13 protein-coding genes and 1 pseudogene are annotated in these 14092 nt (G+C 57.3%); 6 read left to right on the top strand and 8 right to left on the bottom strand.

The genetic code is table 11. From position 1 onward, the window contains the following. Positions 1 to 75: 75 nt before the first annotated feature. From KJQ12_RS18400 to gtfA, 6 genes are all read left to right on the top strand, one after another. A complete protein-coding gene (locus tag KJQ12_RS18400) occupies positions 76 to 1605 on the top strand; it encodes an ABC transporter substrate-binding protein (protein WP_213486766.1) in 1530 nt (509 codons plus the stop codon). A 74-nt stretch (positions 1606 to 1679) separates the two neighbouring features. Then, positions 1680 to 2609 (top strand): ABC transporter permease, encoded by a 930-nt coding sequence (locus tag KJQ12_RS18395; protein ID WP_213486764.1) that lies wholly within the window; start codon positions 1680 to 1682, stop codon positions 2607 to 2609. 19 nt (positions 2610 to 2628) lie between these two features. Further along, positions 2629 to 3525: a carbohydrate ABC transporter permease gene (locus KJQ12_RS18390; protein WP_213486762.1), complete on the top strand. Its 897-nt coding sequence runs from the start codon at positions 2629 to 2631 to the stop codon at positions 3523 to 3525. A 24-nt stretch (positions 3526 to 3549) separates the two neighbouring features. Next, positions 3550 to 4359: a Nif3-like dinuclear metal center hexameric protein gene (locus KJQ12_RS18385; RefSeq protein ID WP_213486760.1), complete on the top strand. Its 810-nt coding sequence runs from the start codon at positions 3550 to 3552 to the stop codon at positions 4357 to 4359. 52 nt (positions 4360 to 4411) lie between these two features. Further along, positions 4412 to 5383: a carbohydrate kinase family protein gene (locus KJQ12_RS18380; RefSeq protein WP_244860682.1), complete on the top strand. Its 972-nt coding sequence runs from the start codon at positions 4412 to 4414 to the stop codon at positions 5381 to 5383. Next, complete coding sequence (gene gtfA / locus KJQ12_RS18375; RefSeq protein ID WP_213486758.1) at positions 5380 to 6846, top strand: sucrose phosphorylase; 1467 nt, start codon at positions 5380 to 5382, stop codon at positions 6844 to 6846. Before KJQ12_RS18380 ends, gtfA begins: the two co-directional genes overlap by 4 nt. A gap of 75 nt (positions 6847 to 6921) precedes the next feature. Here gtfA and KJQ12_RS18370 read toward each other — a convergent pair whose 3' ends face one another. From KJQ12_RS18370 to KJQ12_RS18340, 8 genes and pseudogenes are all read right to left on the bottom strand, one after another. Beyond that, positions 6922 to 8946: a GNAT family N-acetyltransferase gene (locus tag KJQ12_RS18370; protein ID WP_213486756.1), complete on the bottom strand. Its 2025-nt coding sequence runs from the start codon at positions 8944 to 8946 to the stop codon at positions 6922 to 6924. Positions 8947 to 9058: 112 nt separating this feature from the next. Next, the gene (locus KJQ12_RS18365; RefSeq protein WP_213486754.1) at positions 9059 to 9229 is read right to left on the bottom strand and encodes a tautomerase family protein; all 171 of its coding nucleotides are present in this window, start codon (positions 9227 to 9229) and stop codon (positions 9059 to 9061) included. A gap of 15 nt (positions 9230 to 9244) precedes the next feature. After that, a complete protein-coding gene (locus KJQ12_RS18360) occupies positions 9245 to 9364 on the bottom strand; it encodes a hypothetical protein (RefSeq protein WP_244860686.1) in 120 nt (39 codons plus the stop codon). Between the two features lie 29 nt (positions 9365 to 9393). After that, complete coding sequence (locus tag KJQ12_RS18355; RefSeq protein ID WP_213486752.1) at positions 9394 to 9666, bottom strand: nucleotidyltransferase family protein; 273 nt, start codon at positions 9664 to 9666, stop codon at positions 9394 to 9396. A gap of 416 nt (positions 9667 to 10082) precedes the next feature. Further along, positions 10083 to 11240 (bottom strand): sugar ABC transporter permease, encoded by a 1158-nt coding sequence (locus tag KJQ12_RS18350; protein WP_213486807.1) that lies wholly within the window; start codon positions 11238 to 11240, stop codon positions 10083 to 10085. A 71-nt stretch (positions 11241 to 11311) separates the two neighbouring features. Then, on the bottom strand, positions 11312 to 12379 hold the full coding sequence (locus KJQ12_RS18345; protein ID WP_425315991.1) for an ATP-binding cassette domain-containing protein: 1068 nt from the start codon (positions 12377 to 12379) through the stop codon (positions 11312 to 11314). Next, positions 12377 to 12781, bottom strand: a pseudogene (locus tag KJQ12_RS19935) (ATP-binding cassette domain-containing protein); the annotation flags it as partial. The pseudogene KJQ12_RS19935 and the gene KJQ12_RS18345, both read right to left, overlap by 3 nt. 147 nt (positions 12782 to 12928) lie before the next feature. Then, a complete protein-coding gene (locus KJQ12_RS18340; RefSeq protein WP_213486748.1) occupies positions 12929 to 14026 on the bottom strand; it encodes a sugar ABC transporter substrate-binding protein in 1098 nt (365 codons plus the stop codon). Between the last annotated feature and the right edge of the window lie 66 nt (positions 14027 to 14092).

The raw sequence follows: 14092 nt of genomic DNA, 5'->3' as shown, positions 1-14092 counted from the left end.
TATATCAACCGCTTGACATATATATGTTAAGCGTTTACTATAAGGGTGCAAAATCATGCGAACAGGGGGAATACCATGCGAAAAGCGCGAAAAATTTTGAGCTTGTGTCTTACGATTGCCCTGAGCTTGTCGGTACTTGCCGCTTGCTCCGGAAACAAGTCGAGCGAGAGCGGAAACAGCAGCAGCAAGCCTGAAAAGGTTGTACTCGCCTATCTGTCGTTCAACAATATCCCCGAAGATTTGAGCGACATTGAACAAGCGATTAACGATCACCTGCGAGACAAAATCAATGTGGAAGTGGAACTGAAACTTTACGGTCCCGCTGAATACGAACAGCGCGTCAATCTGGCGCTGCAGAGCGGCGAACAGATGGATCTGTTCATAACTTACGGCGGATTCAGCGGCTATGTGTCGCGCAATCAGCTCTATCCGCTGGACGACCTGATTGAAACCTACGGACAGGATTTGCTCGCCATTCTGGAGAAGGACTTCGGCGCGGACATCCTGAAGGCTACCACGATGAACGGCAAGATTTACGGCATCCCGGTCAACAAGGGTTTTGCCCTGCCGACTACGTTCGTGTACGACGCCGACCGGCTGCATGATCTCGGGTTCACGGCCGACGACATCAACAGCCTGGAAGATCTGCCGGCCATCTTCGAAACCCTGAAGCAGAAGTCCCCTGAAGTAGTTCCTTTCGGACCGATCAACGTCAATCCGAGCGATACTTACCTGCTCGGCTGGCTGGCCGACGTGTACGAAATCGACACGCTGACCGATTTCTCGTACGTGGGCGTCGTGTTCGGAGACAGCGGCAAAGTTGTAAATCTGTACGAGACCGAAGAATTCCGGAATGCGGTCAACATGATGTACGAGTGGAACCAGAAGGGATATCTGCAGAAAGACGCCGCAGCAACCACCATCCCCATGTCCGAATTGATCGCATCCGGCAGCGGGTTCTCGTTCATGGGCGGATATGCGGGCAAGGAAGCCGGAAAGGCACTGAGCGCCCAGATGAACAAGAACATCGAGACAAAACGGATCACGGAGGAATATTTCGAAACCAGTTCCGTCAACTCCGTGGTATGGATGATGAACGGGGCCACCAAGGTGCCGGAAGCGGCCATGAAGTTCCTGAACGCTTTCTATACGGATCCCTTCGTCATCAACACGCTGCTTTACGGCATCGAAGGACGAGACTACGTCAAGGTGGATGAGCACACCGTAAGCTTCCCGGAAGGCAAGACGGCGAACGACGTTGCCTACACTGCCCAGCTCAGCACCGGCATGATCGGTTCAGAATCGCTGCAATATCAGTTCGTAGGAACCGACTGGAGCGACGTCGAACTGAAGCTTAAGGAGAACAAGGAAACCAAGCGTTCCCCGTATTTTGGCTTTGTCTTCGACATGAATGATGTCAAGGCGGAAATGAGCGCCATCAACAACGTCAAGAACCAGTACGTGCCAGCCCTGGTTTCGGGCAGCCAGGACCCGGAAACGGTCCTCCCCAAATTCCTTCAAGCCTTGAAAGACGCCGGCGCAGACCGTGTGATCCAGGCCAAGCAAGATCAGCTCGATCGTTGGCTGGAGCAGCAGGGAAATTGATAACGCGATAGCAATTATTACAGAAAATGGAGTTTTGAAAAAAACTCCATTTTCCGTAAGTAAGGGGGTACAGCATGTACAGCAAGTTAGCGTCAAAATGGAGCGTCAAGAAAACGACCCTCTCGCTTTTTGCGCTGGCGATTCCGGGTCTTCTCTATCTGCTTGTCAACAATTACCTGCCCATGTTCGGCATTTTTATCGCCTTCAAGGATATCGATTATTCCAAGGGACTGTGGGGCAGCGACTGGGTCGGTTTCAAAAACTTCGAGTTTTTGTTCCGCACCAACGATGCCTTCATCATGACCCGAAACACGCTGCTTTACAATCTGGCCTTCATTGTGATCGGCACCATCGTTTCCATCATCATGGCCATTCTGCTCTATGAGCTGAAAAACCGATTGTCGACGAAGGCATTCCAATCGGCGATCCTTTTTCCCAACCTGGTGTCCATGGTCATCGTGTCGTACCTAGTTTACGCGTTCCTAAATTCGGACAGCGGTCTCGTCAACCTGTCCATTCTGCGGCCGCTCGGCCTGGAAGAAATCAGCTGGTATGCGGAACCGAAATATTGGCCGCTTATCCTGCTGATCACCTATTTGTGGAAAACGGCCGGATACACCACCATCGTGTATTTCGCCTTCATCGCCGGTATCGACAAAAGCATTTATGAAGCAGCCAAAATCGATGGTGCGGGAAAACTGCGCCAGATCCGGAGCGTCACCCTGCCGCTTCTCAAACCGGCCGTCATCCTGATGGTGCTGCTGGCGATCGGACGCATCTTCAATTCGGATTTCGGACTGTTTTACCAGGTGCCGCTCAACTCGGGCGCACTGTACAGCACGACGCAAACGATTGACACCTACGTTTATCGGGCACTGATGCAAATGCACGACATCGGCATGTCTTCAGCCGCAGGATTTTACCAATCTGTTGTCGGGTTTGTCCTGGTCATTGCAGTCAACAAACTGGTCAAAAAAGTGGATCCCGATAACGCCTTGTTTTGATGGGGAGGGGGGGTAAGAAATGGAAATCGCATCCAGAGGAGAAATCATCTTTCGCCGCTTTGCATTTGTCACGATGACCCTGATTTCCGTCGGCATGCTCCTGCCCATCCTGCTCATGATCACGGCTTCCTTCACGGATGAGAAAAGCCTGATTCTGAACGGATATCGGTTCGTCCCTGACAAGCTGAGCCTGGACGCCTATATCTATATGATCAACCAATACAAGGTCATCCTTCGCGCATATGGGGTGAGCGTTCTGGTCACGGTGGCGGGCACCCTGATCAGTCTGATCATCACCACGATGCTTGCTTATCCCATGTCGCGGCGCGATTTCAAATACCGGAACGTATTGGCTTTCGTCGTCTTCTTCACCATGCTGTTCAGCGGGGGCATCGTGCCTTCCTACATGTTGTGGACCCGCGTGTTCGGCGTTACGGACACATACTGGGCGCTGATCCTGCCCAACCTGCTGATGCCCGCTTTCCATGTACTTCTGGTACGCAACTATTATCAATCGAGCATTCCCCATGACCTGATCGAGTCTGCGCAAATCGACGGTGCGGGCGAGTTCAAGATCTTCTTCCGGATTATGTTTCCCTTGTCCGTTCCGGTAGTGGCCACAATCGGGCTGTTCATGGCACTGGTCTACTGGAACGACTGGATCAACGCATTGTATTTCATTTCCAAGCCGAAGTATTTCGGCATCCAGAACCTGCTGATCCGGATGATGAACAACATTCAATTCCTGCGCTCCAGCGAAGGAAGCGCTCTGATCGGCACCGGTGCCGTCGATTTGCCGAGCACATCCATTCGAATGGCCATGGGTGTCGTCGGGCTGCTGCCGATTATGGTCATCTTTCCATTTACGCAAAAGTACCTGATCAAAGGCGTCGTCATCGGCGCCGTGAAAGGTTAACCCCTAACGAAAGGCGTGAAGCGTATGAAAGTGCAAGACGTGATCGATGCAATCGTGGCGGACTGCGGGCTTGGTGCTCCGCTGGAACGGACATGCGACATTCTGGTTTCCGGCCGTCCGGACATGGAAGTGACCGGCATTGTCACCACCTTCATGGCGACTGTAGACGTGATCCGGAAAACCACCGAGATAGGCGCGAATATGATCATCACCCATGAGCCCACATGGTTCAACGGACCGGATGAAACGGAATGGCTGCGAAACGATCCCGTATACCAAGCCAAGAAAAAACTGCTCGAAGACCTCGGCATCGCGGTGTGGCGGTTCCACGACCATATGCACTTCACCCGGCCGGACCGAATCTATGAAGGGCTCAACCGGGAACTGGGCTGGCAAGATTGCTACAGACCGCAAGGGACGTTCAACCACATCTATGAAATTGAAGAACGAACGCTTGCCGACCTGGCTGTATTTATCAAAGAAAAACTGAATATGGACATCGTGCGCGTCATTGGGGAACCTGACGCGAAGTGCCGGAAGATCGGTATCCTGGTCGGCGGAGGAAGCCTGGGGCTCGGACGAGAAACCATGCCGATGGAATTCATGCGCGATCACGATCTGGACTGTGTCGTATGCGGGGAAATTACCGAATGGACGCTTGCCGCCTACGTGAATGACGCCCGGATGCTGGGCATGAACAAGACCATGATCATTATCGGTCATGAACGCTCGGAAGAATGGGGCATGAAGGACATCGCCCGCTGGCTCAAACCGCTTGTAGGCGGTTTGCCCGTGACCTTCATTGACGCGGGTGAACCGTTTGTCTACCTTTGAGCGCCAGCAGCCCATGTGCATCTTGAGATCAACAAGGAGTGGAGGGAACCGGGTGTTCAGACTTGACCATCCTGTCACACTAAAAGAGAAACCCTGTGACATTTTGACCGTAGGCGAACTGTTGATCGACATGATCTCGGAAGCCTACGACGACGCCGTGAACAGCAACACGTATTCCCGTTTCTTCGGCGGTTCGGCCGCGAACCTGGCCTTGAATACGAACAAACTGGGGCTTCGCTCGCGCGTTGCTTCGGCCGTCGGCAAGGACGGCTTCGGCGCCTTCCTGACTCGGCAGCTGGAGCAGGAAGGCATTCCAACGGACTGCATTCAGGTGACGGAAGACGCCACCAGCATTGTCGTGATTACCAAGAGCCGGTCAACGCCCCAGCCGATCTTTTACCGGGGAGCCGACTTCCAGCTGAACTTTACGCCGGAGCTGGAACATGCGGTAAAGCAAACCAAAATCGTCCACTTCTCCTGCTGGCCGATCTCCAGGGAACCGGCCCGCTCCACCATCGGGCAAATCCTTTCCGCAGCCCGGGCGGCGGGGGCGCTGATCGGATTCGACCCCAATTACCATCCCGCGATCTGGAACAAAGGGGAAGACGGCGTCGCCTGCGTGAAATCGATCATCGGCCAGGTGGATGTGGTCAAGCCTTCGAAGGATGACGCGGACCGGTTGTTCGGTACGGACACGCCCGACAACCACCTCGCCAGATTTCTCGATCTTGGCGCCGGATTGGTCATCTTGACCATGGGGGCGGACGGAGCGCTGGTCTCCAACGGCAAGGACAAGCTGCACGTGGACAGCGTTGCGACGGAAGTCGTGGATGCAACCGGAGCCGGAGACGCGTTCTGGGCCGGATTCTACTCCGGTCTCATCCACCAGCTCTCCCTTTTGGATGCGGTGAAATTCGGCATGGAAGTCAGCGCCTACAAACTGCGGTGCGTAGGGCCCGTCCGTCAATACCCGGATATTTACCAGCTGGCTGATCATAAACATGGTGGTGAGCAGCGCTCATGAAACTTCAATCCCGGGTTCAATTAATTACGTATCCGGATTCACTCGGCGGCAATCTGGCTGCCCTGCAGGAGATCATCCAGCGCTATTTCCCGGATCTGTTCAGCGGGGGGATTCATATTCTTCCCCCTTATCCGTCCTCGGGGGACCGAGGGTTCGCACCGCTGGATTACAGCCGGATCGATCCGCAGTTCGGCAGTTGGGAGGATATCGGAAAGATCGGCGCCAAGTACGGCGTGATGCTGGATGTCATGGTGAATCACATTTCCCGCCGGTCGGCATATTTTCAAGATTTCCTGAAGAACGGGCGCAGTTCGCCCCATGCCGACATGTTTCTGACAATCGACAAGATTTGGCCGGACGGGCGTCCCGTGCAAGCTGACATCGACAAAATGTTCCTGCGCCGTCCGCTTCCCTATTCCACCTTCACCGTCGGCAACGGACAGGAAGAAATCGTGTGGACGACTTTCGGAAAGGCGGATCCGTCGGAACAGATCGATCTGGACGTGAAGTCGCCGCTCACCAAGCAGTATTTGTCCGGGATTTTCCGCCACTTCAAGGCAAACCATGTGAACATGGTGCGGCTGGATGCGGTGGGCTATGTGATCAAGAAACCGGGGACCAGTTGCTTCTTTGTGGAGCCGGACATTTACGAGTTCATGGACTGGGTGGCCGAACAGGCGAAGGAGCACGGCATCGCGCTGCTGCCTGAAGTGCACGCCCATTATTCGATCCAGTACAAGCTGGCGGAGCGCGGCTTCTGGATCTATGACTTCATCCTGCCCTTCACGGTCCTCGACGCCCTGGTCAACCGATCCGCCGGCATGCTGCTGCGCTACCTGCAGACCCGTCCGGCCAATCAGTTCACGATGCTGGATTGCCATGACGGCATTCCGGTCAAGCCGGATCTGGACGATCTGGTGAGCACGGAGCAAGCGCGCCGGGTTGTCGACCTGTGCCTGGAGCGCGGCGCCAATCTCAGCTATGTACTATCCGACAAGCACAAGTCGCCGGACGGATTCGACGTCCATCAAATTCGCTGCACCTATTACGATGCATTGAGACGGAATGATGACGCCTATCTGGCCGCCCGCGCCATCCAACTGTTTACGCCCGGCATCCCGCAGATCTATTATGTCGGCCTGCTGGCGGGCGAGAATGACGATGCGAGGGCGGCGGCCACCGGTGACGGCCGGGAAATCAACCGGCACAATTATTCGCTGGAGGAAATCGAACAAGCCGTTCAACGGCCTGTCGTGCAGCGGCTCATGAGACTGATCCGCTTCCGCAATGAACATGAAGCGTTCCAAGGCACATTCCATGTCTGCGATACGGATGACCGGGAAATCAGGCTGCAATGGGAGAACAACGGCAGCCGATGCGTCCTCCACGTAGATCTGGACACATACCGCTCCTTCATCCGCTGCACCGATGAGCAGGGCGAAGAAGCGCAATGGGTCGTCTGACCATTGCGCTTCCCCCTGCTCCTTTCTCTGTCTGCGGTCTGATCTTTTTCTGCAGCCTGGTGCATGATCCTGCGGCTACCCCTTTTTGACGCGGTACCAATACCTGTACGCATCGCGGTAACCCAGCTTGGCGTACAGCCTCAAGGCCGGCACATTGCCCGTCTCCACCTGCAGGTAGCTGCGTTTCGCCCCGTTCGCCTTCCCCCAATGCAGAAGATGGAGCATCAGCTGCCCGCCCAAGCCCCGATTGCGATAATCCGGATCGGTCACAATGCAGAACACGCCGAGCGTGTTGCGTTCCAGCACGCCCATTCCGCAGGCGGCGACCCGCCCGTCCAGACGAAGCGAAACGCAGGCCGCCGGTGTTTGGATATTCGCAAGCATCCGCTCCAGCACGCTCCGGTGTTCAGGCTGCACGCCGCTCAGCGCGCCATACGCGTCCAGCCAGTCCGCGGTGAACGACTCACTGATCTCGGCGGACCGGTTCCACGGCTCCTCGGTAACGCGGTCCAGATCCAGCGTCTGCACGCTGATCGTGTCGCTCATCGCATAGCCCATCTTCTCCAGCAGGCCGTCCAGATGCGCCGGCTGCGCGAAGGGCGTCAGCTTGTAGACGGCCGGCAGACCGCGGCGGGCATACAGCTCCTCGCAGACTTTGATTTTCTGCGCAAGATCGAGTGTTGAAGCATAGAGCGGGCTGATCGAGTTGGCCCTTTTCGTATACCCTTCGGCAAAACGCAGCACCCAGCCGTCATACAGCATCGTGGACAGCGCGGGCCAATGATTGATCGATATTTCTTCAAGTTCGAACGCGTTCATGATTCTTCCCCGCTTTCTCCGTTCCTGCACATCCGCGATCCTCAAAACAGCTCCGGCTGCGCAAGCCACCGTCGGATATCCACCGACCCCTGCACGCCCATCAGCCGGTAGAAAAACCGGTACACCATGCGGCACCGTGACAAATCGGGCATCGCGCGGACGGACGAATACCCTTCCGCGAACGGCCGCGCCGACCGCTCGTCCATGACATATTCCAATCCGACAAAATCGAGCTCCCGGGGAGCCGCGACATACGCCTCCGCGTCCACGAGAGCGGCAATATCCGAGTTCCTGCAGCAGCAGGCGGAACCCCTTCCTGCCCCAGCCTTCCCGCCTGCAATGCCGGCAGATGAAAAACTGCCTCAAATACAACGGATGCCTTCCGTGATCGACCAGCGCGTACCCTTTGACGTCATCGCCGGCCACGAACAGCCAGGCGCTGTAGGTGCCGCTCAGGAACCCTCGCATCCGCTCCGCGAGCTGCCCGACTGTCTTCGGATTGTCATGCTGCTCGTCCTCGATCAGCTGCTTGTTCATTTCGGCGAGAAGTTCGATGTGCTCGTCCGCTGCCTGCACGATCCGCAGTTGATGCAGTTCGTCCGTACGATTTTCCTCCCCTGGAAAAATAACCCGCCGCTGCCGATCCAACGCCTCCGCCATCTCATCCACAACCGCCGCGAACGAAAACCCCCGTCTCGCCGCGTCCCGCAGCCTGCCCGATGCGTGCCATTGCCGGCCCAGCTCCACCGCCCGCGGGTATTCCTCTTGATCCCGGCTCAGAAACCGCCCGGCTTTGACGGGATCCAGCGCCCCGAGCAGATGATCCGTCCTGATGACGCGCTGGATCTCGCCCAGCCGGTATTCCGCCCGCCGGATGTCGATGTTACGCTCCCGGATGAACGGGTTGTCCGGACGGTTCAGGCCGGCTCCGCCGGCGATCGGGTCGGACGCGGCGTACCGGACCGTCCGGACGCCGCTCATGACGATCGCGCCGAAGCACTGAATGCACGGCTCGGTCGTCGTGTACAGCGTCAGCTCCTTCAGGATGTTCGAGTCCGCGGACTTGATCTGCAGCAGGGCGTTGATCTCCGCGTGGGCCAGCCGGCTCATGCAGATCTGGCCCGGCGGCGCTTTATGCTCGTGCATCCGGTTTCTTCCCCGGCTGACGATCTCGCCGTCCGGGTTCACCAGCACGGCGCCGATCGGAATCGAGCCGGCGCGGTATGCTTCCCACGCTTCTTCAAAACAGGCTTGCCATGGTGCGGACAAAGACGACCACATGCAAAATCTCCTCCCGCATCGGATCAGACATCGATTGTAAACCCGTGATCGAGATCGGTTGCCGGCTTGCCGAGAACTCCCCAATTCTCCATCGGCGGTTCCAGCAAAATGATCATGACGTCCGATTCATCAATCCCCAGGCGGACTTGAGATTTTTCGTGATCAGCTCGCAGATTCTCCGCTTCGCTTCACGCGAGCGGCCCGGGAACATCAGCATCTCGATGCTCGTATAGTTGTCCGTCTTGCCCGGCGGAAACAGGATGTCGATTCGGATCTTGGGCATGACGGGAGCCTCCTCTCATTCGTCCCATGGAATGACGGTCAGTTCCGGCCACTGCCGGATCCATCGTTCCACCTTCCGGTCGTACACGTCCTTGCGGATCAGCACTTTGTTGGCGCGCACGGTCAGGCTGAACAGGTCGCCGAGACCGAAGGGCGCGAACAGCTTCAGATCGTCCCCCGCCTTCCGAACGCCGATAAGCCGTCACGGTCGTCTCCCAGGTCCGGATCGAAATAGACGATATCCACGTCCTTGACGCCGCAGCCGGGCTCCCGGCCGGTCAGCGCGTTCCAGACGGTCTGGGTGATGCAGCCGGCGGCGACATAGTAATCGTAAGACCGCAGCTCGGGCATGTCCTCCAATTCGTCGAGAACGCGGGAGAGCACGGGGTTCGCCAGCACGATCGGTTTCAATTGAAGGGTCAAATCATCATAGGTCAAAAAACGCCTCCCGCAACGAATTCCGCGCACGTCATTCAATATTTGACAAAGAACCCAAGATTACCTTCAAAGATGCCAAATATCGGCTTGCAACATACTGCAAGCGGAATCGGACCAACGGAACACAGAGGCGTTATCGGCGCCATACCCGGCATTTCGTTGCCGTGAGCGGAACCGGAAGGCTTTATTTGTGGCAAAACCGCATGTTTCGCATTCGCTGCGCCCAAATAAGCTCACTTGATTCCGTTACAATCCCGAATGCCGTCAAATCGGCAACATAACGTCTGTCGGTTCCGTTGGAATCAACGACTTGACGTTATACGCCACCGGTCCGTTCCGGCATACCCGCGGCAAAAGCCGAAAAGGCCGGCCGGATATTCCGGCCGGCCCGGCAACGCCGATGCCTGAAGTCCCAATCAGCCCCGCTTCTTGCGCGTCATGACGTCGAAGATGACCGCCAGCGCGAGCACGCCGCCGCGGATCATGTACTGGTAGGAGATGCCGACACCCAGCAGGTTCATGCCGCTCGACAGCGAGGCCATGACGATCGCGCCGATGATGGACCCGGTCACCTTGCCGACGCCGCCGGCCGCCGATACGCCGCCGACATAAGCCGCCGCGATGGCGTCGAGCTCGAACAGCGTGCCGGCCGTCGGCGAAGCCGACTGGAGACGGGACGTGAACAGGATGCCCGACAGGGCGGAGAGCATCCCCATCGAACCGAACACGACATAGGTGATCTTCTTCACATTGATCCCGCTCAGGTGCGCGGCTTCCGGATTGCTGCCCACGGCGTAGATATGCCGTCCGAGCACCGTCTTGGTCGTCAGGAAGTGATAGGCGATGACGACCAGCAGCATGATGACGACCGTCCAGGAAATGCCGTTGTACCCGGCGAGAATCCACGTGATGTAGGCGATGATCGCCGACACGAACACAAGCTTCAGGACGAAAATGCTCCCGGACACGACTTCGAAGTTGTACTTGATCTTGTTGCGCCGGTTGCGAATCTCGGACAGAATGTACAGGATGATCGCGACGGCGCCGATCACGAGCGCCGACAGGCTGAGGCCGCCCACCTGGGTGATCGCCGGGACATAGCCGTTGCCGATCGCGTTGAACCAGTCGTCCCGCACGTTGATCGTGCCGGTCTTCTCCGTCACGCGCAGCAGCGCCCCGCGGAAAATGAGCATCCCCGCCAGCGTCGCCACGAATGCCGGAATGCCGACCGATGCGACGAGGAAGCCGTTGATCAGGCCGGCGATGATGCCGATCAGCAGAATGATCGGAATCGTCAGATACACCGGAAGCCCGAACTGGGACAGCAGAATCGCCGCGATCGCCCCCATGAAGCCGGCCGCGTAGCCGACCGACAGGTCGATGTGCCGGATGACGATGACGAGCGTCATGCCGACGGCGAGCACCGCGATATATCCCGTGGCGTCCAGCAGGTTGCTGATGTTCCGGGACGACATGAACAGTCCGTCCGTCAAGATCGAGAAGATGAGCATGATCACGAAGAGGGCGATGTACATGCCGTATTCCCGGACGTTCACTTTGAGCAGCGACAGCATCTCCTGGAAAAAACCGCCGCCCCGCGCGACGGTCCGGCTGTCGTTCACTTGAAGGTTCATACAGGCTCCTCCTATAATGTTGCGAATTGCATGATTTTCTCCTGATCGGCCTCTTCAATCGCGAGCTCGCCGGTGATTCTGCCCTCCGCCATGACATACACGCGATCGCTCATCCCGAGCACTTCGCCGAGTTCGGACGAGATCATGATGATGCTCATCCCCTGGCTGATCAGTTCGTTCATGATCGTATAAATTTCATATTTCGCACCCACGTCGATGCCGCGCGTCGGTTCGTCGAGAATGAGCAGTTTGGGGCCGACGAACATCCATTTGCCGAGGGACACCTTCTGCTGGTTGCCGCCGCTCAAGTTCCCGACGAGCTGCTCCACCGACGGAGCCTTGATGTTGAGCGCTTTTTTATAGTAATCGGAGACCCGGATTTCTTCGTTCTCGTTGATCCATCCGCCCCCCGCCACCTTCCAGAGATTCGCTGCGGTAATGTTCCACTTGATGTCCTGGATCAGGAACAGCCCGTTGCCCTTCCGATCCTCGGTGACGTAGGCGATCCCTTCGCGGATGGCTTCACTCGGATGGCGGAACGTCTTCGGCTTGCCTTCGACGAGCATTTCCCCCTGCAGCCGATAACCTTTGGGGTTGCCGAAAATGCTCAGCGCCAGCTCCGTCCGCCCCGAACCCATCAATCCCGCGATGCCGACGATTTCGCCTTTCCGGACATGCAGGTTCACATCCGTTGCGACGTTCCGTCCCGCCTGCGGGTCGTACGCCGTCCAGTTGCGAAGCTCGAACACTTTCTCGCCGAAATTTTTGTTCGTCCGTTTCGGATAGATGTCTTCAATCTCGCGGCCGACCATATGCTTGATGATGACGTTCTCCGTAATCTCGCCCTTGGCCGCATCCAGTGTGCAGATCGTTCGTCCGTCGCGGAGCACGGTCGCCTTGTCCGCGATCGCCATCACTTCTTTCAGCTTGTGGGAGATCATGATGCAGGTGATGCCTTGCTGCTTCAGTTCACGCAGCAATTGAAGCAGGTTCTCGCTGTCGTTCTCGTTGAGCGCGGCGGTCGGCTCGTCGAGGATAAGTAGCTTGACGTCCTTGCTGAGCGCCTTGGCAATTTCCACGAGCTGCTGCTTGCCGACCCCGAGATCTTTGACCAACGTTTCCGGATTGACGTCCAGCTTCACTTTCTTCAGCATCCGGCCCGCCCTGACGATCGTCTCGTTCCAGTCGACCAGCCCGCTGCGCTGCACCTCGTTGCCGGCATAAATGTTCTCGTAGACGGACAGGTCCGGGAACAGCGCCAGCTCCTGGTAGATGATGACGATGCCGGCCTTCACGCTGTCGCTGATCGACGTGAACCGCTGCTCCTTGCCGTCAAAAATGATGTCCCCCGTGTACGTCCCGTAAGGGTAGACACCGCTCAGCACCTTCATCAGCGTCGACTTGCCCGCCCCGTTCTCACCGACAAGGCAATGAATCTCTCCCCGCCTCACCTTGAAGCTGACGTCCGTGAGCGCCTTCACGCCCGGGAACGTTTTGGAGATGTTCCGCATCTCCAGAATGTAATCGTCCATGGCCTGTTCTCCTTCTTCCGGATGACGGTGATAACAGCGGAATAGTGATAGACGCATCTATCACTATTCCGCCCTCGTATGAACTGCCGATTGCGGTCAGTTGAATTCGCTCTCGTCGTAGTAGCCGGAATCGAACAGCTCTTTCTTGATGTTCGACTGGTCGACGACGATGACATCCGTCTGCTTCGCCTTGACGTCAATTTTGCCGTTGTGGTAGGAGCCGGTCGTGGTCGGCGTCTTGCCCTCGAGAATGTCGACGGCGAGGTTCATCGCGTCTTTGACCAGCGTACGGACATCCTTGAACACCGTCATCGACTGCTTGCCGTCCAGGATGTATTCGACGGAAGCTTTGTCCGCGTCCTGACCCGTCACGACGTAGCTCGTGACCGCCGAATCGGCCGCGAACACGTCCGCGATGGCGCGCGCCGTATGGTCGTTCGGTCCGAGGATGAGCACATCGCCTTTCAGGTCGTCCGAAGCGGCGGTGAGGTGCGTCTGCGCCTTGTTCTTCGCTTCGTTCGGATCCCAGTTCGTCGTGATTTGACCGATGATCCGGCTCATCTCTTCACGGGTGAGCTCCGCCTTGTCTTTCAGCGCTTCCGCTTCGCTGGAGTTGGCGATCTTCAGCGAGCCGTCCGCAATCTTCGGCTGCAGCACTTTCCAAGCGCCCTCGAAGAACAGGAACGCGTTGTTGTCGGAAGCCGCGCCGGCGTACAGATACAGCGGCTGGCCGCCTCCCTTCATGTGGTCAACCAGGTATTGGGCTTGCGCCGCGCCGACCGCCACGCTGTCGAACGTGACGTAGTAGTCGACGGCGTCGGTGTTCGTGATCAGACGGTCGTACGCGATGACCGTAATGCCTTCCTTCTTCGCGGCTTCGACCGCAGCGGCTGCAGCGTCGCCGTCCGGAGGACAGATGATGAGGACTTTGATGCCTTTGTTGATGAGGGTTTCGACGTTTTCCTTCTCTTTCGCGGAGGAACCCTGGCTGAACAGAATTTCGACATTGTACTTCGTGTCGTCCAGGGCTTCCCTGAAGCGCTGCTCGTCCTGCACCCAGCGCTGCTCGTCCTTCGTCGGGAGGACGACGCCCACGTCGACCTTGCCGCCGCCGTTTTTGCCGCACGCTGCCAGGAGCGCGCCGAACAGCGCGGCGACGAGCAGGATGGCGGTGATCTTGAATCCCTTGCGCATTGATTGAACCCCTTTCGGTAAATGTGGTGGCACAACCAATGTATCATCCCGCATCCGACTGTAAGC

Source organism: Thermobacillus xylanilyticus (genome assembly GCF_907165215.1).
GTDB classification, from domain to species: Bacteria; Bacillota; Bacilli; order Paenibacillales; family Paenibacillaceae; genus Thermobacillus; species Thermobacillus xylanilyticus.
This window is presented reverse-complemented; position numbering and strand designations above follow the sequence as displayed.